Origin of the sequence: Streptomyces sp. A0642, from assembly GCF_004795105.1 — a bacterium.
Lineage (GTDB): Bacteria > Actinomycetota > Actinomycetes > Streptomycetales > Streptomycetaceae > Streptomyces.
In genome coordinates this window covers 87,069-105,344 of the sequence record NZ_SSBL01000003.1, presented here as the reverse complement: position 1 = coordinate 105,344, position 18,276 = coordinate 87,069, and the positions used below count along the sequence as shown (strand labels likewise).

The 18,276-nt window shown below is 71.6% G+C and carries 18 protein-coding genes; 13 read left to right on the top strand and 5 right to left on the bottom strand.

Annotation, left to right across the window (positions count from 1 at the left end):
- Positions 1–43: 43 nt before the first annotated feature.
- Together sigJ and E6R60_RS07555 are read left to right on the top strand one after the other, a co-directional pair.
- Positions 44–976, top strand: a complete 933-nt coding sequence (gene sigJ, locus E6R60_RS07560) for an RNA polymerase sigma factor SigJ (protein ID WP_136325658.1) — start codon at positions 44–46, stop codon at positions 974–976.
- A 119-nt stretch (positions 977–1,095) separates the two neighbouring features.
- Positions 1,096–1,545: a VOC family protein gene (locus tag E6R60_RS07555; protein ID WP_136325657.1), complete on the top strand. Its 450-nt coding sequence runs from the start codon at positions 1,096–1,098 to the stop codon at positions 1,543–1,545.
- Here E6R60_RS07555 and E6R60_RS07550 read toward each other — a convergent pair.
- Positions 1,535–2,749: a DUF6777 domain-containing protein gene (locus E6R60_RS07550; protein WP_240802439.1), complete on the bottom strand. Its 1,215-nt coding sequence runs from the start codon at positions 2,747–2,749 to the stop codon at positions 1,535–1,537. The two genes, E6R60_RS07555 and E6R60_RS07550, sit on opposite strands and share 11 nt — an antisense overlap.
- A 194-nt stretch (positions 2,750–2,943) precedes the next feature.
- On the opposite strand from E6R60_RS07550, the gene E6R60_RS07545 reads away from it, so the two are divergent.
- From E6R60_RS07545 to E6R60_RS07535, 3 genes are read left to right on the top strand one after another with little or no spacing between them, the layout of a single operon-like run.
- Positions 2,944–3,798, top strand: a complete 855-nt coding sequence (locus E6R60_RS07545) for a YndJ family protein (RefSeq protein WP_136325656.1) — start codon at positions 2,944–2,946, stop codon at positions 3,796–3,798.
- Positions 3,795–4,319 carry a DUF1990 domain-containing protein gene (locus tag E6R60_RS07540; RefSeq protein WP_136325655.1) on the top strand — a complete coding sequence of 175 codons (525 nt, stop codon included), beginning with the start codon at positions 3,795–3,797 and terminating at the stop codon, positions 4,317–4,319. Before E6R60_RS07545 ends, E6R60_RS07540 begins: the two co-directional genes overlap by 4 nt.
- Before the next feature lie 36 nt (positions 4,320–4,355).
- Positions 4,356–5,798 (top strand): lipase maturation factor family protein, encoded by a 1,443-nt coding sequence (locus E6R60_RS07535; protein WP_136325654.1) that lies wholly within the window; start codon positions 4,356–4,358, stop codon positions 5,796–5,798.
- A 95-nt stretch (positions 5,799–5,893) separates the two neighbouring features.
- Here the strand turns inward: E6R60_RS07535 and E6R60_RS36605 are convergent, their stop codons facing one another.
- Positions 5,894–6,070 carry a hypothetical protein gene (locus tag E6R60_RS36605; RefSeq protein ID WP_168713559.1) on the bottom strand — a complete coding sequence of 59 codons (177 nt, stop codon included), beginning with the start codon at positions 6,068–6,070 and terminating at the stop codon, positions 5,894–5,896.
- A gap of 369 nt (positions 6,071–6,439) precedes the next feature.
- Positions 6,440–7,924: an SDR family NAD(P)-dependent oxidoreductase gene (locus E6R60_RS07530; RefSeq protein ID WP_136325653.1), complete on the bottom strand. Its 1,485-nt coding sequence runs from the start codon at positions 7,922–7,924 to the stop codon at positions 6,440–6,442.
- A 325-nt stretch (positions 7,925–8,249) separates the two neighbouring features.
- Between E6R60_RS07530 and E6R60_RS07525 the strand changes: the two genes are divergently transcribed.
- The 6 genes from E6R60_RS07525 (at position 8,250) to E6R60_RS07500 (ending at position 13,379) form a co-directional block, all read left to right on the top strand.
- A complete protein-coding gene (locus E6R60_RS07525; protein ID WP_136325652.1) occupies positions 8,250–9,140 on the top strand; it encodes an RNA polymerase sigma factor SigF in 891 nt (296 codons plus the stop codon).
- 26 nt (positions 9,141–9,166) lie between these two features.
- Entirely contained in the window at positions 9,167–9,373 is a 207-nt protein-coding gene (locus tag E6R60_RS07520; RefSeq protein WP_136325651.1) for a hypothetical protein, read from the top strand.
- A gap of 132 nt (positions 9,374–9,505) precedes the next feature.
- Positions 9,506–10,765, top strand: coding sequence for a SpoIIE family protein phosphatase (locus E6R60_RS07515; RefSeq protein WP_136326001.1), 1,260 nt, complete (start codon positions 9,506–9,508; stop codon positions 10,763–10,765).
- Positions 10,755–12,377 (top strand): sensor histidine kinase, encoded by a 1,623-nt coding sequence (locus tag E6R60_RS07510; protein WP_136325650.1) that lies wholly within the window; start codon positions 10,755–10,757, stop codon positions 12,375–12,377. Before E6R60_RS07515 ends, E6R60_RS07510 begins: the two co-directional genes overlap by 11 nt.
- Entirely contained in the window at positions 12,374–12,817 is a 444-nt protein-coding gene (locus tag E6R60_RS07505) for a response regulator (RefSeq protein WP_136325649.1), read from the top strand. Before E6R60_RS07510 ends, E6R60_RS07505 begins: the two co-directional genes overlap by 4 nt.
- 103 nt (positions 12,818–12,920) lie before the next feature.
- Positions 12,921–13,379, top strand: coding sequence for an ATP-binding protein (locus E6R60_RS07500; RefSeq protein ID WP_136325648.1), 459 nt, complete (start codon positions 12,921–12,923; stop codon positions 13,377–13,379).
- A gap of 29 nt (positions 13,380–13,408) precedes the next feature.
- Here the strand turns inward: E6R60_RS07500 and E6R60_RS07495 are convergent, their stop codons facing one another.
- On the bottom strand, positions 13,409–14,584 hold the full coding sequence (locus E6R60_RS07495; RefSeq protein ID WP_206309338.1) for a PP2C family protein-serine/threonine phosphatase: 1,176 nt from the start codon (positions 14,582–14,584) through the stop codon (positions 13,409–13,411).
- Positions 14,585–14,664: 80 nt separating this feature from the next.
- Between E6R60_RS07495 and E6R60_RS07490 the strand changes: the two genes are divergently transcribed.
- A complete protein-coding gene (locus tag E6R60_RS07490; protein WP_136325647.1) occupies positions 14,665–15,177 on the top strand; it encodes a MarR family transcriptional regulator in 513 nt (170 codons plus the stop codon).
- A 257-nt stretch (positions 15,178–15,434) separates the two neighbouring features.
- Positions 15,435–15,767: an STAS domain-containing protein gene (locus E6R60_RS07485; RefSeq protein WP_136325646.1), complete on the top strand. Its 333-nt coding sequence runs from the start codon at positions 15,435–15,437 to the stop codon at positions 15,765–15,767.
- 71 nt (positions 15,768–15,838) lie between these two features.
- On the opposite strand, the gene E6R60_RS07480 is transcribed toward E6R60_RS07485, so the two are convergent.
- Positions 15,839–18,190: a GH92 family glycosyl hydrolase gene (locus tag E6R60_RS07480; protein WP_136325645.1), complete on the bottom strand. Its 2,352-nt coding sequence runs from the start codon at positions 18,188–18,190 to the stop codon at positions 15,839–15,841.
- Positions 18,191–18,276 lie beyond the last annotated feature (86 nt).

Here is an 18,276-nt window from a genome sequence, read left to right as displayed (position 1 = left end):
AGATGCGTACGCGGCGAGCGAAGGGCCTGAACGAATGGACCGGATGGACATCACAGGCGGGACCGAGAACGCTCCGGCACGTCCCGGGGAGGTGCCGCCCCTGTCGGAGCGGCGCAACCTGGCCAATCTCGCCTACCGGCTGCTCGGCTCACTGACCGAGGCGGAGGACGCCGTCCAGGAGGCGTACGCCCGTTGGTTCGCCCAGCCTGCCGAGCGCCGGGCCGCCGTCGCGAATCCGGCGGCCTGGCTGACCACGGTGGTGAGCCGGATCTGCATGGATCAGCTCCGCTCGGCGCGTATCCGCCGTGAGCGGTATGTCGGTGAGTGGATTCCGGAACCTCTGCCGGCCCGGGCCGAATGGAGCGCGCTCTCCCACGGATCGACGGCGACGGACCCCGCCGACCACATCACGCTGGACGAGTCCGTCGAGATGGCGTTCCTGGTCGTGCTCGACGCGATGACACCCGCCGAACGCGTCGCCTTCATGCTGCACGACGTGTTCCGGGTGCCGTTCAACGAGGTCGCGGAGATCGTCGGCCGCACGCCGGGGGCCTGCCGCGAGCTCGCCTCGTCGGGTCGTCGGCGCGTGGCCGCCGCCCGCACCCCCGACGTGGGGGCGCAGCGGCGTTCCGCCGTCGTCGGTGAGTTCCGGCGGGCGTGGCAGGCCAAGGACGTGGACGCCCTGGTACGGCTGCTCGACCCGTCCGTCGTCGCCGTGGGCGACGGCGGGGGTCGCGCGATGGCCTCGCCGGCACCGGTCCAGGGCCACCTCCGGGTTGCGGAGTTCCTGGTGCGCCTGGCGGATCTCGCCGGCCGGCTCGATCTGCTGGAGCGCACCGTCAACGGCCAGCCGGGGCTCGTCGCCGTGGACGGCAGCCAGGTGCTGACCGTGTACGCGTTCGACATCGGCGAGGACCGCATCCGACGCATCTGGGCCGTCCGTAACCCGGACAAGCTCCGGCCGTGGGGCAGCTGACGGGCGCGCCTCGGCCGGGGCCTGACAACGCGGCCGGCAACGCCGTCGAACAGGGGGACGTCGGCGCGCTCGGATGCCGCCGCCCCCAACGGCCGTACCGCGATCCCGGAGGAAATCCCATGTCGTTCAGCTCCAGCACCCTGCACCTGACCGTTCGCGGCGCTGCGGAGGCATCCGCCTGGTACTGCCAGGCCTTCGGGGCCACAGAGCTCCCCGGACCGGTGGTGCCCGGCGGACGGCTGATCCACGTCGAGGTCCGCATCGGGCCGCTCACCCTGATGCTGGCCGACGAGTTCCCCGAGATGGAGTCCTTCGGGCCCCAGCACTTCGGGGGCACGTACGGCGCTGTCTACCTGCGGACCGACGATGTGGACGGCGCCTGGCAGCGTGCCGTCGGCGCCGGGGCCACCGTGGTCCGTCCGTTGGGCGACGCCTTCTGGGGCGAACGAGAAGGCCAGCTGCTCGACCCCTTCGGCCATCGCTGGGGGCTCACGCAGCGTCTCCGCGACGTGCCGTTCACCGAGCTCCAGGAGCTCACGACGGAGGCGTTCGCCGGTCTCACCGCATAGCGGCAAGGCCCTGAGGGCTGTCCCCGACGGGCTCGAAGACGCCCTCCTCGCCCTCGCCCTCCCGCCACGGCAACTCGATGGCCGTCTGCGGTTCGTCCGTCATCGGCGGCTCCAGACCCGGTGGCTCCTCGGGGTCCGCCGGGGCGTCGGTGGGCTCGTCCGTGGCGCCGTCCGACGGCATACCGCTCGGCGTCGGGCAGTCCGTCGGCGCCGGCGCACCGGAGGGCTCCTCCGTCGCCGCGACGGCCTCGCCGGGCGGGGTCGGGGCGATCGGCGTCAGGCAGTCCCCGGGCAGCGGGGCCGAGTGCGACGGCGTGGGCGCCACCGACTTCTTCGGCTTCTTCGACGGCTTCGGCTTCGGCTTCGACGGCGGTACGCGGGGAAGAGGCCCGGTGATGTCGGTGTCCGGGGCGTAGGGCGGCGGCACCTCGGGGGTGCGATCCCTGGCGCCCTCGTCGCCGGCCGGCCGCACCATCCAGCTGTCGTGGTCGGCGTCGACGACGACCAGACCCGTGAGGGCCTTCGCGGCGGGCGCGACGACGACGATCCGCGCCGGGTCGTACCCCCTCCACTCCTCCCCCCTCCCGCCCCCGGCGTCCGCCGCACCGCTGGGCCGGCTCAGCGGGTTGCCGCAGGCGCAGCGGACGCGTGGGAGGCCGTGGTCGTCGACCATCACGGCGGTTCCGGCCTGGAGCACCGAGCGGAACGTGGTGGCGGAGCCCGCGCGGAAGCCGTGGCCGTCCACCAGGGTGTCGGCGCGCAGGACGACGGAGGTCAGGCTCCTCAGGAAGTCCGGGACGCCCGCGCGGCGCACGCCTGCCGCTCGCGCGAAGGCCTTTTCCCTGGCCGGGTCGGCCGCGAGGAGGCGTATCTGCTGTCCGGCGTCGCAGGACGCCACGGAACGGGTGGCTCCGTAGAGGCCGGGGGTCGATCCCGGAAGGGTGCGGGGGGCGACGTCGCCGGGCGTGGCGGTGCCCGGCGCAGACGTACGGGGCGCGGCGGGGGCGGTGCCCGACGCCTCCGCGGTCGACCGGGTGAAGGGATCGGGCCCTCGGGAAGCGGCCGGCTGGAGGAGCACCTCCTCGGACGCCGCCCCGGTGCCCTGGCCGCCGCCCGCCGTCACCCGTGCACAGCCGGCGGTCACGAGGATGCCGGCGGACAGTACGGCGAGTGCGGCGCGGCGCATGCGTATCGGTGCGTGCACGAAGGGGTCTCCTGCCTGGTCACCGGTCCCGGTGCTCCTCTCATGTCTGCCGCAGTTCGCCCTCCCCCGCAAGCCGGAGCCGCACGGTGTGGGCGTCGGCGAGCGACAGGGGCGACCGAGGACTTGAACACGTTCAAGTAAGCCTTTAGAGTCGGCACCGACGCAGTTGAACGTGTTCAAGACGGGGGTGGGGCATGCCGGTCCTGGTGGATCTGATCGTGATGGCGGGGATGCTGGTCATCGTGCCCACCGGTCTGCGACTGGCGGACGCCCCCGAGCTGGACCGGACACGGCGGCTGTGGCCGGTCTTCGCCGTGCCGGGGGCCGTCGCCCTCTGGCTGCCACGCGGCCCCGCCGCCACCACCCTGGCCCTCGGCTACGGACTCGGCGCCGCACTCCTCGCCCTGCACGCCCTCGCCCGCATCGTCCGGCGCCCTGATCCCCTGCGGTCGTGGCGCACCGCACCCGCCGAGGTCGCCCTGCTCACCGCTCTGCTGGCCCCGGCCGTCGCCGCCACCGCGCTGGTCGCCGAGCGGTCGGGGCATCCGCTGTTCGGCTTCGGCCTCGGGATCCTGGCGCTCACCGTGCCGCACTTCCACTTCGCCGGGTTCGCGGCCGCCCTGGTCGCGGGGCTGGTCTCCCGCGTCGCCGACGGACCGGCGGGGCGGTTCGCGGCGCTGAGCGTGCCGCTGGGCACCCTGCTCGTCCTGATCGGATACTTCATCGGCGACCGGGCCGAACTGGCGGGGGCGGTCGTCCTCACCGCGGGCATGTGGACCGTCGCCTTCCTGACCTGGCGCACGGTCCGCCCCGCGGCCCGCGACCGGACCACCCGGGTGCTGCTCACCGTCTCGGCCGCCGTGCTCGCGGGGACCATGGTGCTCGCGCTGAGCTGGGCCCTGGGCGAGGCCACCGGCCTCCCGCACCCCACCCTGGCCTGGATGGCCGCCACGCACGGCGTGGGCAACGCGCTGGGCTTCGCGCTCTGCTCGGTGCTCGCCTGGCAGCGTCTGAACCTCCGCCCCGCCCATGAAGGAAGGACCGCATGAACACCCTCACGTACCCCGAGGCGGGCGCCACCCGGCTCGGGCCGCTCCCCGACGGCTACCACCACCTGCACCACCGCACCCGCGTCGGACACGGCCGCGCGGACTTCGAGGCCGCGGGCGCCGCCGTCACCGCCTTCCGCATGCACCGCCTCTCCGGGGCCCGGGTCAGCGCCTCCGCACCCCGCGCCCAACCCGGCGCGTCCGTCCGGGTGGCGCTGGGGGCCGGGCCCTTCGTGTTCAGCGCGCCGTGCCAGGTCGTCTGGGCGGAGTACGGCCCGGAACGCATCGGCTTCGCCTATGGAACGCTCGCCCGACACCCGGAGTGCGGCGAGGAGTCGTTCGTGGCCGAGCTCGCGGACGACGGCACGGTCTTCTTCACGGTGATGGCGTTCAGCCGGCCCGCCCGCTGGTACACGCGCCTCGCCGGGCCGCTCGTGCCGGTGGCGCAGCGCTGGTACGCACGCCGGCTCGGCGACACCCTGCGCCGCATCGTCACGGACGGACGCGCCCACCGGACCTGACGCGCCGGGAGCGGGGGCGGGCCGATACTGGAAGCGATGGACTGGTTCACCGCGGACGGCTACTGGCTCGGCCGGCTCCTCTTCCAGAAGACGCTGGCCGTCATCTACCTCGCCGCCTTCCTCACCGCCGCGCTCCAGTTCCGGGCGCTGATCGGCGAGCGCGGCATGCTGCCCGCCCCCGCGCTCCTGCGGCGCACGGGATGGCGCACCGCACCGGGCCTCTTCCGCCTCCACTACTCCGACCGGTTCTTCGCCGGGGTCGCCTGGAGCGGCTGTGCGCTGGCCGTCGCACTCCTCGCGGGCGCGGACGGTCTCCTGCCGCTGTGGGGGGCCATGGTCCTGTGGGCCCTGCCCTGGGCGCTGTACCTGTCGATCGTGCAGATCGGCAGCACGTGGTACGGCTTCGGCTGGGAGTCCCTGCTCCTCGAGACGGGTTTCCTCGCCGTCTTCCTCGGCAACGCGGAGACGGCGCCACCGGTGCTCGTGCTGTGGCTGCTGCGCTGGGTGCTGTTCCGGGTGGAGTTCGGCGCCGGACTGATCAAGATGCGGGGCGACGCGTGCTGGCGCAAGCTGACGTGCCTGGACTTCCACCACGAGACGCAGCCGATGCCGGGCCCGCTGAGCTGGTTCTTCCACCACCTCCCCCGCCCCGTGCACCGGGTGGAGGTGGCGGCCAACCATGTGACCCAGCTGCTCGTGCCGGTGCTGCTCTTCACCCCGCAGCCGGTGGCGAGCGCGGCGGCGGCGCTCATGGTCCTCACGCAGCTGTGGCTGGTGCTGTCGGGCAACTTCGCCTGGCTCAACTGGCTGACGATCGCCCTCGCCCTGCCGGCCATGGACTGGTCCCTGGCCGCCGAGCCGCCCGAGCAGGCCGCCGCGCCCCTCTGGTACGAGGTGACCGTCTTCGCCGTCACCGCGCTGGTCGTGTTCCTGAGCTACCGCCCGGCCCGCAATCTGGTCGCGCGCCGGCAGGTGATGAACCGCTCCTTCGACCCGCTGCACCTGGTCAACACGTACGGCGCGTTCGGCAGCATCAGCCGGGTTCGGATGGAGGTGGTGGTCGAGGGCACCGACGAGCAGGTGATCCACCCGGGGACGGTGTGGCGGGAGTACGGCTTCCGGGGCAAGCCGGGCGATCCACGACGGCTGCCGCGCCAGTTCGCCCCGTATCACCTGCGGCTCGACTGGATGATGTGGTTCGCCGCGCTCTCGCCCGCGTACGCCCGGCCGTGGTTCGGGCCGTTCGTGGACCGGCTGCTGGAGAACGACCGGGACACCCTGCGGCTGCTGCGCGACAACCCGTTCCCCGCCCGGCCGCCGGCCCACGTCCGCGCCCGGGTGTACCGCTACCGGTTCACGACGTGGCGCGAGCTGCGGGCCACCGGGTGCTGGTGGCACCGCACCTACGTGCGGGAGTTCCTGCGCCCGGTCCCGCCGGGGCCGGGTCCCGGCCGCCCTCGCGGGGCGGACGCGGCGTGACCTCCGCGGCGCGCGGCATGCCCCTTGGACGCGGCACGACCGAGCTCCGGCCCGCCCCCGTGCGGGGTACGGACCGGAGCTGGGTGGTGAAGCACTCAGTCGATGCCGGGCAGGATGTGCGGCTCGGCGAGATCGTCCTCGTAGCCGGCCAGCCGGATCGGTGCGGACCTCGCCCAGACCTCGATGTTCCGGAGCTTCTCGGGCCTGCGGGCCCGCTCTCCGTGCCGATCGGCTGTCCGCTGCTCGTGCTTCGTCAGTTCTGGTGTCGTCACCGCGCACTCCTTCGTGTCGCATAGCCCTCGGCGTATCCGACGTACCGGCGTCATAGCCGGTGGTCGACCGCCTGTGGTGCAGGGCAGGGCATGTTCTGTTCGGTCGCGGTGGCGCCGGGTACGGGACGGGACGGCGACTCGGTTGACGAGCCTGTCCCAGGACGGCCGAGGAAGCTTCGTTGGATCCCTTGGTGGCGTCCGTTCCCCTCAGAGTAACCAAATGAGCGCGCCTATGCTCGATGGAACGTGTGCCCTGGGTCACTTTCAGCCACTGCGCATGGAAAAGACCCGGCCCGGGAAGTATCCCGGGCCGGGTCGGCGACCGAACGCGACGCCCCGGGTCCGGAGAGCTACCGGCGGCGCGGAGTGCTACCAGTTCGCGGGGGCGTAGTCCTTGAGGAAGCAGCCGTACATCGTCTCGCCCGCTTCACCGCGGACGATCGGGTCGTAGACCCGCGCCGCGCCGTCGACCAGGTCGAGCGGGGCGTGGAAGCCCTCCTCGGCGAGACGGATCTTGTCGGGGTGGGGGCGCTCGTCGGTGATCCAGCCGGTGTCCACGGCGGTCATCAGGATGCCGTCCTTCTCGAACATCTCCTGGGCGCTGGTGCGGGTCAGCATGTTGAGCGCGGCCTTCGCCATGTTGGTGTGCGGGTGGCCGGCGCCCTTGTAACCACGGCCGAAAACGCCCTCCATCGCGGAGACGTTGACCACGTAGGAGTGCTTGGCGGCTGTCGCGGCCATGGCCGGACGGAGCCGGCTGATCAGGATGAACGGCGCGGTCGAGTTGCAGAGCTGGACTTCCAGCAGCTCGATCGGTTCCACCTCGTCGACCGTCTGGACCCAGCTGTTGGTGTGGTGCAGGTCCGGGACGAGCCCGCCGGCGTCGATCGCGGTGCCCGCGGCGATGCGCTCAAGCGACGCCGAACCGGTCACCAGGGCCAGCTCGGTGACGTCCTGCGCGCTCAGCCCTTCCTTGCGGGCGGAGGGCAGCGCGGCCACCCGCTCGACGGTGCCGCTGCCGAAGGTGCCGATCACCTCGGCGGCCGGCAGCTCCCCGGCGGGCAGCGGGGCGGACTCGGCGCCGAGCAGCTCGCTGTACGCCTGCGGGGAGCGGCGGACCGTCTGTGCGGCGTTGTTGATGAGGATGTCCAGCGGCCCCTCGGCGGCCACCGAGTCGGCGAGGGCCACGACCTGCGCCGGGTCGCGCAGGTCGATGCCGACGATCTTCAGGCGGTGGATCCACTCGTCGCTGTCCGGCATCGCCTTGAAGCGGCGGATCGCGTCGTTGGGGAAGCGGGTGGTGATGGTGGTGTGCGCCCCGTCACGGAGCAGCCGCAGCGCGATGTACATGCCGATCTTGGCGCGGCCGCCGGTGAGCAGCGCGCGGCGCCCGGTGAGGTCGGTGCGCGCGTCGCGCCGGGCGCGGTTCTCGCGGGCGCAGTCCTGGCAGAGCTGGTGGTAGAAGGCGTCGACCTCGACGTACCGCGTCTTGCAGATGTAGCAGGACCTCGGCCGCTGGAGGACGCCGGCGATCTCGGAGGCGGCGGAGGACGACGGCAGGACGCCCTGGGTCTCGTCGTCGATGCGCTCGGCCGACCCGGTGGCGGTCGCCTCGGTCACGGCCTTGTCGTGCGCGGTCTTCGCGGCGCGTCGCTCCTGGCGGCGGCGCTGCTTGACCGTGCGGTAGATCCCGGCGGTGGCGCGGCGTACGGCGATGGCGTCCGGGTGGTCGACCTCGATGGAGTCGAGCTCGTCGAGCACGCTCAGGCAGACGGCCAGCCGCTCCGGGTCGATTCCCGGACCGAACTCCTCGATTCCGGGCGCGATCTCCGGGCCGTCCTCTGTCACCGTCATTGCCGTTCCTCTGTTGCTCGAGTACCGCCGGATTCTCTCGGCGGACCGTGGCGCGCCACCGGGCCGGGCTCATGAGGACTGACATCCACGGGCTGAGACCCTGCCGCGGGCTTCTGCGCAAAGCCGCCGCACTGCGGGCCGAACGCCCCCGTCAAGTTTGCCATGCCCCGAGCGATACTCCTTTCGGGCGTGGGAGCCGCCGTATCCGAGGGGCGGCCCTCCGCCCGGAGGCCGCCGAAAAAAAAGATGTGCGGTGTTCGGCATGACCTCGCCATTACCGGGCACACGAGCCCCACCGCACTTGGCAACACGGAGGGGCGACACCATGACCAGCACGACGGAGCAGACAGGCACCACCCTCGGCAGCGCACGCTCGCTGCCCGGGCACGGCGGTGCGGAAGCTTCGGAACTGCCGTGGATCGAGGACACCGGCAAGGTGGCCCCGAAAGACGCGCGCGCCCTGTCGAAGGTGTTCCTCGACCGTCTCCAGGTCCTCGAAGAGGGCACCCACGAATACCAGTACGCGCGCAACACCCTCATCGAGATGAACCTCACGCTGGTGCGGTTCGCCGCCGCGCGGTTCCGCAACCGCGGGGGCGATGACACCGAGGACATCATCCAGGTGGGCACCATCGGGCTGATCAAGGCCATCGACCGGTTCGACCTCTCGCGCGAGGTCGAGTTCGCCACCTTCGCCGTCCCCTACATCGTCGGGGAGATCAAGCGCTTCTTCCGGGACACCACCTGGGCGGTGCACGTGCCGCGCCGGCTCCAGGAGCTGCGGGTCGATCTCGCCAAGGCCAAGGAACAGCTCGCCGCGGACCTGGACCGCGACCCGACGGTCAAGGAACTCGCCGGCCACCTCGGCCTCCCCGAGGAGGAGATCATCGAGGGGCTCGTCGCGGCCAACGGCTATTCGGCGGGGTCCCTGGACACGCCCTCGGCCGAGGGCGACTCCGGCAACGACCAGCGGTCCCTCGCCGACGTGATGGGCGAGGCCGATCCGGGGATGGAGACCGTCGAGAACCTCCACACGCTGGCACCCCTGCTGGAACAGCTCGACGACCGTGAGCGCAGGATCGTGCAGATGCGCTTCGGTCAGGAGATGACGCAGGCCCAGATCGGTGCCGAGCTCGGGATCTCGCAGATGCACGTCTCCCGGCTGATCACGCGCATCGTCAAGCAGTTGCGGGCAGGGATGTCCGTCGAGGCGTGACCCCGCCGCGTGAGACCATCCCGTCCATGGACCTCTCCCCCCTTGAACTGGCCGTGCACCGGCTCCGGGATGCCGAGGCGGCAGCCGACGCCGCCCGCGCGGACGTCGAGCTGGAATCGCTGCTCGCGGTCCGCGCGGGCGCCGGGATCGACGATGTGTCCGGGCTCAGCGGCATCACCCCGCACGATCTGCTGAGGCTGGAGAAGCTCACCGGCGACATCCCTCCGGGCTGAACCACCGGTGCCCGGCCCCCGCTCGGCGGCCGGGGAGCGCCCGACGGCACGGCGGGGGGCGCCGTTCACATATGCTGCGGGACGATGACAACGGCCCGCTCGGGCGCGACGAGAGGGTGAAACGTGGCTGAGATGCGCACCGGCGCCCGCTCCCTGCACCCGGTCGCGGCGGCGTTTCCGGTACAGGCCGGATCCGTACCGGCCGAACGGCCTTCCGTCTGGGGCCTCAACGCCGCCATCCTCCTCGTCGAGGACGACGCCGGCGATGCCCTGCTCGTCGAGGAGATGCTCGCCGACGGCGAGCTGGACTCCGCGCTCACCTGGTGCAAGACCCTGACCGAGGCCCTCACCTTCCTGCACGGCCGCCGGACACCCGTCTGCGTCCTGCTGGACCTGCACCTGCCCGACGTACACGGGCTGAGTGCCGTGAACCGGATCCTGGAGACCACGCCGGACGCCGCCATCGTGGTGCTGACCGGCCTGGCGGAGGCCGAGGCGGGGCTCGACGCGGTGGCCGCCGGGGCGCAGGACTATCTCGTCAAGGGGCGGATCGACCCGCAGGCGCTGTCGCGCGCGGTGCGCTACGCCCTCCAGCGCAAGCAGGTCGAGCAGGCGGCGGCCGCCCTGCGCGCCACCCAGCAGATGGCCCAGGAGAACGCGCGCCTCGAACGCGGCCTGCTGCCCGTCCCGCTGTTGCACGACGACGGTTTCGAGGCCGTCGCCCGTTACGAGCCCGGTCGCGCCCACGGACTGCTCAGCGGCGACTTCTACGACGTGGTCCAGAGACCCGACGGCACGGTCCACGCCGTGATCGGCGACGTGTCCGGACACGGGGCTGCGGAGGCCGCGCTCGGGGTCTGCCTGCGGGTGGCCTGGCGCACCGCGGTCCTGTGCGGCACCGACCAGCTCCAGCAACTCGCGCTGCTCGAGGAGATCCTCGTCGCGGAACGCTCCGACCCCCATGTCTTCGCGACCGTCACCTCGCTCGTCCTGCCCCCCGGCGGGGACCACGTCGCCATCGTCAGGGCGGGACACCCAGGACTTCTGCTGCGCCAGGGAACCCACATCGAGTGGGTCGAGCCCGAGGGCGGCATCGCGCTCGGGCTGCTGCCCGGCCACGGCCAGTGGGTCTCGACCGAGCACCCGCTGGGACCCGGCGCCGGTCTCGTACTCTTCACCGACGGCCTGTTCGAGGGCCGCACCGGACCGGACACCCGACTGGGCGAGGAAGGCCTGCTGGCCATGGCCCGGGACCGGTCCGCACTGCCCGCCCGGCCCTTCGTCGACGCGCTGGTCGCCGGCGCCTCCGAGGGGGCCGCTCCTTACGGCGGCCTCGCCGACGACGTGGCCGTGCTGCATCTCGCATGGAAAAGGACACCTCATGAGCAGTGACTCACCGGACGACACTCCGCAGCGGCCGGGGCGGCTGGCCCGGCTGTCGGTCCAGAACTGGGTCCATCTGATCCTGGGCTGCTTCGTCCTGGTCGTGTGCGGCTGTCTGGTGGTCGGCGGGCTCGTCCTGGCCCGAATATCCGACCGGACCACCGAACTCGTCGACCGTATCCAGCCGGCCCGCGCGGCCTCCTTCCAGCTCCAGAACGCGCTGCTCGACCAGGAGACCGGGGTCCGTGGTTACGCGCTCACCGGCGACCCCTCCTTCCTGCAGCCGTACGCGAACGGCAAGCGTGACGAGCAGCGGCGCCTGGCGCGGGTCCGCGACGCCCTCGGCACCGGCGACCCGTACGACCGCGATCTGGACCGGATCACCGCCGCCTCGGCGCAGTGGCGCAAGGAGCATGCCGAACCGCTGATCGCCTCCGTCCGGCGCGACGGCCCTCAGGACCAGTCGTCCGCCAGGGCCGCCGGCAGCAAGGCGGCCTTCGACACGCTCCGGCGCCTCCTCACCGCCCAGCAGTCCCACCTCGACGCCGCCCGGGACCACGCGCGGGAACAGCTCAGCGACGCACGCGGCACGCGCGACAAGGCGCTGATCGCCCTGGTGGCCTGCTTCGTCCTGTGCGTGCTGGCCCTCAGCCTGCTGCTGCACCGGGTGGTGGGACGGCCGCTCAACGCCCTGGCCGAGGCCTCCCGCCAGGTGCGGGCCGGCACCTTCCGCCGACGGATCGAGGTGCGCGGGCCGTCCGACGTACGGGCCGTGGCCGCCGCCGTCGAGGACATGCGGTGCCGGCTGGTCGAGGAGCTCGACGCCTCCCAGGGGCGCGAAGACCTGCTGGCACAGCAGACGGAGGAGCTCCGCCGTTCCAACTCCGAGCTGGAGCAGTTCGCCTACGTCGCCTCGCACGACCTCCAGGAGCCGCTGCGGAAGGTGGCGTCGTTCTGCCAGCTGCTGGACAAGCGGTACGGGACCGAGCTGGACGCGCGCGGCAAGCAGTACATCGACTTCGCGGTCGACGGCGCCAAGCGCATGCAGGTGCTCATCAACGACCTGCTCACCTTCTCCCGGGTCGGCCGCGTGCACGACAGCTGGCGAGCCGTCGATCTCGGCCACGCTCTGGACCGGAGCCTGGCCAATCTGGCGCTGGTCATCGAGGAGGCGGGAGCCACGGTCGTGCGTGCGGACCCGCTCCCCGAGGTGAACGGTGACGCGACGACGCTCGCGATGATATGGCAGAACCTGATCGGCAACGCCGTGAAGTTCCGCCGGCCCGACGAGCCGTGCGTCGTCACGGTCGGCTGTGTCCGGGAGGAGGACGTCTGGCACTTCACCGTGACGGACAACGGGATCGGCATCGCCCCGGAGTTCGCCGACAAGGTCTTCGTCATCTTCCAGCGTCTGCACGCCCGCGACGAATACGACGGCACGGGCATCGGACTCGCCCTGTGCCGCAAGATCATCGAGTTCCACGGCGGCCGGATCTGGCTCGATCCCGAACCCCGTCAGGGCGCCCGCATTCATTTCTGCCTCCCCGCCGACGCCGAGACCTCCCCGGCAGCCGCCGGGGAGACGGCCGGTCCCCACGAGATCTCCGGAGTCACCGCGTGACCAACCCCGTACAACCCATCGAGGTCCTGCTCGTCGAGGACGACCCCGGCGACGAGCTCATGACGCGTGAGGCGTTCGAGGACAACAAGATCCGCAACACGCTCCATGTGGTCCGCGACGGGCAGGAGGCGCTCGACTTCCTCTACCGCCGCGGCGCGTACGGTGACGCCCCGCGCCCCGACCTGATCCTGCTCGATCTGAACCTGCCCAGGTACGACGGGCGCCAGGTGCTGGAGCAGATCAAGCAGGACCCCGAGCTCTCGCTCATTCCCGTGGTCGTGCTGACCACGTCCTCCGCCGAGGAGGACATCCTGCGCAGTTACAAACTGCACGCCAACGCCTACGTCACCAAGCCGGTCGACCTCGACCAGTTCATCGCGGCGGTCCGCCAGATCGACGAGTTCTTCGTCACCGTGGTGCGGCTGCCCGGACGGGCGTAATATCCCGCTGACATCACCTGGGAGTGGGATCTCCCGGCGCGGGTACACGATCAGCGAGAAGAGAGGCTTCACCGCCTCTCCCGCTGCGCCTTGGCTGGAGCACATGAACGAACAGGCCCTCTCCCGGCCCGACGACTCCCCCGGGAGTTGTCGGCCGCCCACGGAGACATTGCACAGCGCCGAGGTGTTCGACGGCGAGCCCGGGTGCATCGCTCAGGCGCGCGCCCTGGCCGATCGTTTTCTGTCGCGGCTCGTCGCCGAGTGGATGGCCGTGCTCGGGGCGCACACCCGCAATGACCTGATGCTCGCCGTGAGCGAGCTGGTCACCAACGCCGAGCGCTACAGCCACGGTCCCTGCCTGCTGGAACTGGAGGGCAACGCCGAGCGCATCAGCGTCACGGTGTACGACAGCAGCAGCGCGCTCCCGGTGTTCTACTCCCCCGACCCGAGCCGGCTCGGGGGGCACGGCATGGAGATCGTCGTGGCCCTCTGCGACCGTCTGACGGCCGAGCGGGTACCGGTCGGCAAGCGCATCCGTGCCGAGTTCATGCTCAGTAGCTGACCGGCCCGGGCAGCGCGCGGGCCTTTGCGTCAGCCGTCACTCCCCTGTCTGCCGAACCAGTCGATGCAGACGACCAGCGCGTCATCGAGCGTCTCCGCGGCGCGGTAGTCCGCGAGTTCCCGCAGGACGGCCCCCGGGACCGACGCCGCGGGCAGCAGCCGCGTCCCGAGGATCACCCGGGCCAGTCCGCGTTCCACGTACGCCTCGCCCTGCGGCGACACGGCGTCGTACACCCCGTCGCTGACGAGCAGCAGCCGGTCGCCCGGGAGCGCCTGGAGGCTCTGGGTCACGTACTGCGACTCCTCGAACATGCCGAGCGGCAGCTGGGCGTCCAGCTCCACCCGGGTGACCGCGCCGCCCCGCAGCCGCCACAGCTGGGGCGAGCCCGCGTCCACCGCGCCGACCTCTCCGGTGGCGAGGTCGAAGCGGAGCAGCAGGGTTGACACATGGGCGTGGCCGCGATGCTGCTCGTAGAGTGCCTGGTCGGCGAGGGCCGCCTGGTCCGCGATGCCGATCCCCGCCCTTCTGGCGTTGCGCAACGCGTTCACGGCGAGATTGGTGAGCAGGGAGGCCTGGATGCCCTCGCCCCAGCCGTTGGTCACGGAGACGGTCAGGTGGTCGCCGTCCGAGGCCCAGTCGAAGTTGTCCCCGTGGATGGCGTAGGCGGGTTCCAGCTGCGCGCCGATGGCGTACTCGGCCGCGGTGAAGGCCCGGGCGGGGAGCAGTTGCCACTGCATCTCGGCGGCGAGCGTGAGCCGGTTGGTGCGGCGGGCCCGCCGGTAGTGGTCGGTGGCCCGGTCCGCCACGAGGATCTCGCGGCCCAGGAGATCGGCCACGTGAGCCAGTTCCTCCCTGATCTGCGGGGTGGCCGCGTCGGCGGGGAGACGCACGCTGAGGATTCCGAGGCGCTCGCCGCGGACCGTCACGGGAAAGTGACGCTCGACCTGGCCGCCGTCGCCGGCCGGCTCCTCCTGCGGCCGCTGGCTGCCGAAGGCGCGGCCCTGAGGGCTGTTGTGGATCGACAGAACGCGGTCCTGCTCCGGTGCGGCCCCCACCGGCCTGAGCACGGTCATCCCGTAGTCCGCCAGCAACACCTGCACGGACCGGGCGTCGTACGCGGCGACCAGTGCGTCGCGCACCGTCTCCACCAGTGCGTGCGGCGCGGCGGCGCGCATGGCTCGTTCGATCTCGATACGGGCGTTCACGGTCTTCCGCTCATTCTTCGTCGGGTGACAGGGATGGGTCCGGGCTGACAGGAGGACGCTCCGGATGACAGAGTGGATGGATGCCCCACCGCCCCGGCCTTCCTCACCGCCTCGAGCGGGTTTCCGAGGACGTCTGCGCGGCGTCCGAACTGCTGGAGGTGCTCTGGGGCCGTGGCCAGGAGGCGGCGCCTCCCGGCACGGTCTCGCCCTCGCAGCTGCGGGCCCTGCTCGTGATCGAGCGGCAGGAGGGCAGCAATCTCCGCTCGCTCGGTGAGGCGCTCGGTTCGCGCGCCCCGTCGGTGAGCAGGCTCTGCGACCGGATGGAGGCCATGGGCCTCATCCAGCGGGACCCGAGCGCGACGAGCCGCCGTGAGGTCGAGCTCCGGCTGACCGGGCGGGGCCGCGCCCTTCTCGAGGAGTGCCGGGTGATCCGTACGCGCGAGCTCTCCGCCGTACTGGAACGCATGCAGCCGGCCGAGGTGGCGGCGCTCGCCGAGGGGCTCGCCGCCTTCCGCTCGGCCGCGTCGCAGCGGCTCGCCGCCGGCCGGAGTCCTGCCGACCGGCTCCGCGACGACATTGCGGACAGCGCCTAGCATCATCCAGCCCCTGCTTCCGCGTACCGGGGCACTCCTCGAAAGGGTGCGTACGTTGATCACCGGGGTACACATTGTTGCCCCACGGAGAATGTTGTCAAATGGCAACTGTTACTTCTATCGTTGGCCGACACCCGCCGCGAGCAGGAACGGACCCGCGTCGGACCGTCCACATCAACCGGCGTTCTCTCTCTTCCCCCCGCTGTCCAGTGCATCATGAGGTGAACGTGCTTCCATCCCCCAGCGCCGGCAAAGCCATGAGAATCGTCCCACGCCAGGACGGCGGGGCGCTGGTCCTCGCCGTGACAGGTGACCTCGACCTCGACAACGTCAGCCCTCTCGGCGGCGCGCTGGAGAGCGCGGCGCAGGAGGGCGTGGGGCCGGTGGTCGTCGACCTCTCAGGGGTGAACTTCGCGGATTCGACGACGGTGAACGTGCTTCTTCAGGGCCAGACCCTGCTGGGCCCCCGTCTGCGGCTCGCCGCGCCGTCCCCCTTCATGGAACGGCTGATCGGGGTTCTGGGCCTCGACAGCGTCCTGCCGGTCTTCCCGACCGCCGCCGAGGCGATCGACCCGCCGCTGCCCGCCTGAGGCCGGCGCACGCGAGCGCCCTTCCCCCGTCGGACGGGGGAAGGGCGCTCGCGTGACGTGCGGGGTCCGCCTCAGCCCAGTGCGGGCGGGGCGTCCTCGGGCGAGGTGCCCCAGGCCGACGGCGAGCCGCCCACCGTGAAGGACAGCGAACGCGCCGAGCGGATGTCGTCCGTGGTGAGGTAGGTGCGCGACTGCCGCGCACCGTCGAGCCGCGCCGACTGGATGTAGCGGTCGGTGTCCGAGGCCCCGGGGGCGCTCACGGTGAGCGAACCACGCGGGTAGTACCGGCGGTCGAGCGTGATGTCGACGCGCTCGAAGGCCGGTGTCGACAGCCCCCAGGTGTCGGTGCCCGGCTGGACCGGGAAGACACCGATCGAGGAGAGCACCATCCAGGCGGACATGGTGCCGAGGTCGTCGTTGCCCGTCATACCGGTCGGACCGTTGGTGAAGAGCGTCAGCGCGGCATGGACCACATCGGTCGTCTTCCACGGCTGACCGGTGGAGAGATAGGCGTACGGGGCGATGAGGTCGGGCTCGTTCTGCGGGTTGTACTTGTCGGCGTTGTAGTACGCGTACGGGCCGTTGACCCAGACCTCGCGCGCCGTCTTCGCCGGGTCGGCGAGCAGCTTGTCGTAGGCGAAGAAGGAGTCGAGCCGCCGGTTGGCGGCGTCCTTGCCGCCGATCAGGCCGACCATGCCGGGGATGTCCTGCGGCACCATCCACTGGTACTGCCAGGACGTGCCCTCGTGGAAGCCCTCGCTCTGTGCCGGGTCGGCGGGACCGGTGAAGGCGCCGGAGGCGTCGCGGGAGCGGAAGAAGCCGGTGGAGGGGTCGAAGATCTTCCGGTAGTTCTGGGCCCGGCTCTCGTAGCGCGCGGCGTCGGCGTCGTGGCCGAGGTCGCGGGCCATCTCGGCGAGCATGCCGTCGGACAGGGCGTACTCCAGGGTGGCGGAGGCGCCGTGGTCGTAGTCGGAGTCGCCGGGCTTGGCGTGCGGACGGCCCTTGACGTACGGGGCGAAGCCGTCCTTCAGGTACTCGGTGTTGGCCTCGCGTCCGACCGGGGCGGAGTCCGCGGGCGGCACTCCGTCGGCGTTCTTCTTCAGGGCGCGGTACGCCTCCTCCTCGTACCCCTTCAGCAGACCCTGCTGGTAGGCGTTGGTGAGGAAGGGGGTGACCGGGTCACCGGTCATGATGTTCGTCTCGACCGTGCCGTAGCCCCACTTGGGCAGCCAGCCGCTTTCGGCGTCGATCCGCAGGACGGACAGCGCCATGTCCCGGGACTCGTGCGGGGCGAGGAGCGAGAGGAGCTGGGCCTGGGTGCGGTAGGTGTCCCAGAGGGACCAGTTCTGGTAGTACGTGAAGCCCTTCGCGCGGTGGGTCTTCTGGTCCCAGCCGGTGTAGCGGCCGTCGACGTCGCTGCCGACGTTGGGCGCGAGGAAGGACCGGTAGAGGGAGGAGTAGAAGGTGCGGCGCAGTCCGTCGCCGCCGCCTCGGGCCTTCACGCCTTCGAGGCGGTCCTCCCAGGTGCGCTGCGCGGCGCGCTCGACGCGGTCGAAGCTGCGGCCGCCCTCCGCGCGGAGGTTGAGCGCGGCACCCTCGGCGTCGACGTAACTCAGGGCCGTGGTGGCCTCGACGGTGCGGTCCGTGGTGGTGTCGAAGCGCAGCCAGGCGCCGTTGCGGGCGCCGGTGGCCGACGACTTCTTCGAACCCTCGGTGACGGTGTCGCCGTTCCAGGTGCCGGACGTGGTGAACGGTCGGTCGAAGTGCGTCACGGTGTAGACCGTGTACGCCTTGGTGTCCTGGCAGAAGCCGCTGCCCTTGATCGCGGTCCGCACGGTGCGGTTGTCGAGGATTTCGACCTCGGAGGAGAGCGTCCGGTGCAGCGACTGGCCCGCGTTGAGCAGGACGTTGGCCTTGTCGGTGGCCGGGAAGGTGTAGCGCTGGACGCCGGTGCGCTGCGTCGCCGTCAGCTCCGCCTCGATGCCGGTGCCGAGTCCGACCCTGTAGTAGCCGGGGCTCGCCTTCTCGTCGTCGTGACTGAACTCGGCCGCGTACTTCGCGTAGTCGGTCTCGGTGACGTCTCCGGTGGTGGGCAGGGTCGGCAGGTCGCCGCCCAGCCCGCAGCCGACGCCGGAGAGGTGGACGGAGGAGAAGCCGCGGATGTGGTTCTCGCCGTAGTCGTAGCCGGTGTTGTGGCCGGTGTCCGGAGAGAGCTGCACCATGCCGAAGGGAACGGAGGCGCCGGGGTAGGTGTTGCCCTCGTTCTGGGTGCCGATGAACGGGTTGACCAGGTCGGTCAGCCGGCCTTCGGACCGGGGCGCGGCCTCGGCCGTGGCCCCGCCGGTGAGGACGCCGCCCAGAAGCGCGGCGGCGGCGAGTGCGGCCGCCGGGCCGCGAAGTCGCGGCCGTGGGATCCGGTGCATGGAGATACTCCTTCGGACAACGTTGTCAGAGCGCGATCATTCTTGGTTCCCCGTTGATCTGCGTCAAGGGGTCGGACGGTGCCGCT

Excerpts from the sequence above, each read along its gene's own strand:
- E6R60_RS07520 (WP_136325651.1), top strand. The coding sequence starts at position 9,167 with ATGGACCTCTCCCCCCTTGAACTGGCCGTGCACCGGCTCCGGGATGCC.
- E6R60_RS07555 (WP_136325657.1), top strand. The coding sequence starts at position 1,096 with ATGTCGTTCAGCTCCAGCACCCTGCACCTGACCGTTCGCGGCGCTGCG.
- E6R60_RS07490 (WP_136325647.1), top strand. The coding sequence starts at position 14,665 with ATGCCCCACCGCCCCGGCCTTCCTCACCGCCTCGAGCGGGTTTCCGAG.
- E6R60_RS07480 (WP_136325645.1), bottom strand. The coding sequence starts at position 18,190 with ATGCACCGGATCCCACGGCCGCGACTTCGCGGCCCGGCGGCCGCACTC.
- E6R60_RS07510 (WP_136325650.1), top strand. The coding sequence starts at position 10,755 with ATGAGCAGTGACTCACCGGACGACACTCCGCAGCGGCCGGGGCGGCTG.
- E6R60_RS07525 (WP_136325652.1), top strand. The coding sequence starts at position 8,250 with ATGACCAGCACGACGGAGCAGACAGGCACCACCCTCGGCAGCGCACGC.
- E6R60_RS07545 (WP_136325656.1), top strand. The coding sequence starts at position 2,944 with ATGCCGGTCCTGGTGGATCTGATCGTGATGGCGGGGATGCTGGTCATC.
- E6R60_RS07500 (WP_136325648.1), top strand. The coding sequence starts at position 12,921 with ATGAACGAACAGGCCCTCTCCCGGCCCGACGACTCCCCCGGGAGTTGT.
- E6R60_RS07535 (WP_136325654.1), top strand. The coding sequence starts at position 4,356 with ATGGACTGGTTCACCGCGGACGGCTACTGGCTCGGCCGGCTCCTCTTC.
- E6R60_RS07515 (WP_136326001.1), top strand. The coding sequence starts at position 9,506 with ATGCGCACCGGCGCCCGCTCCCTGCACCCGGTCGCGGCGGCGTTTCCG.
- E6R60_RS07530 (WP_136325653.1), bottom strand. The coding sequence starts at position 7,924 with ATGACGGTGACAGAGGACGGCCCGGAGATCGCGCCCGGAATCGAGGAG.
- E6R60_RS07485 (WP_136325646.1), top strand. The coding sequence starts at position 15,435 with ATGAGAATCGTCCCACGCCAGGACGGCGGGGCGCTGGTCCTCGCCGTG.
- E6R60_RS07540 (WP_136325655.1), top strand. The coding sequence starts at position 3,795 with ATGAACACCCTCACGTACCCCGAGGCGGGCGCCACCCGGCTCGGGCCG.
- sigJ (WP_136325658.1), top strand. The coding sequence starts at position 44 with ATGGACATCACAGGCGGGACCGAGAACGCTCCGGCACGTCCCGGGGAG.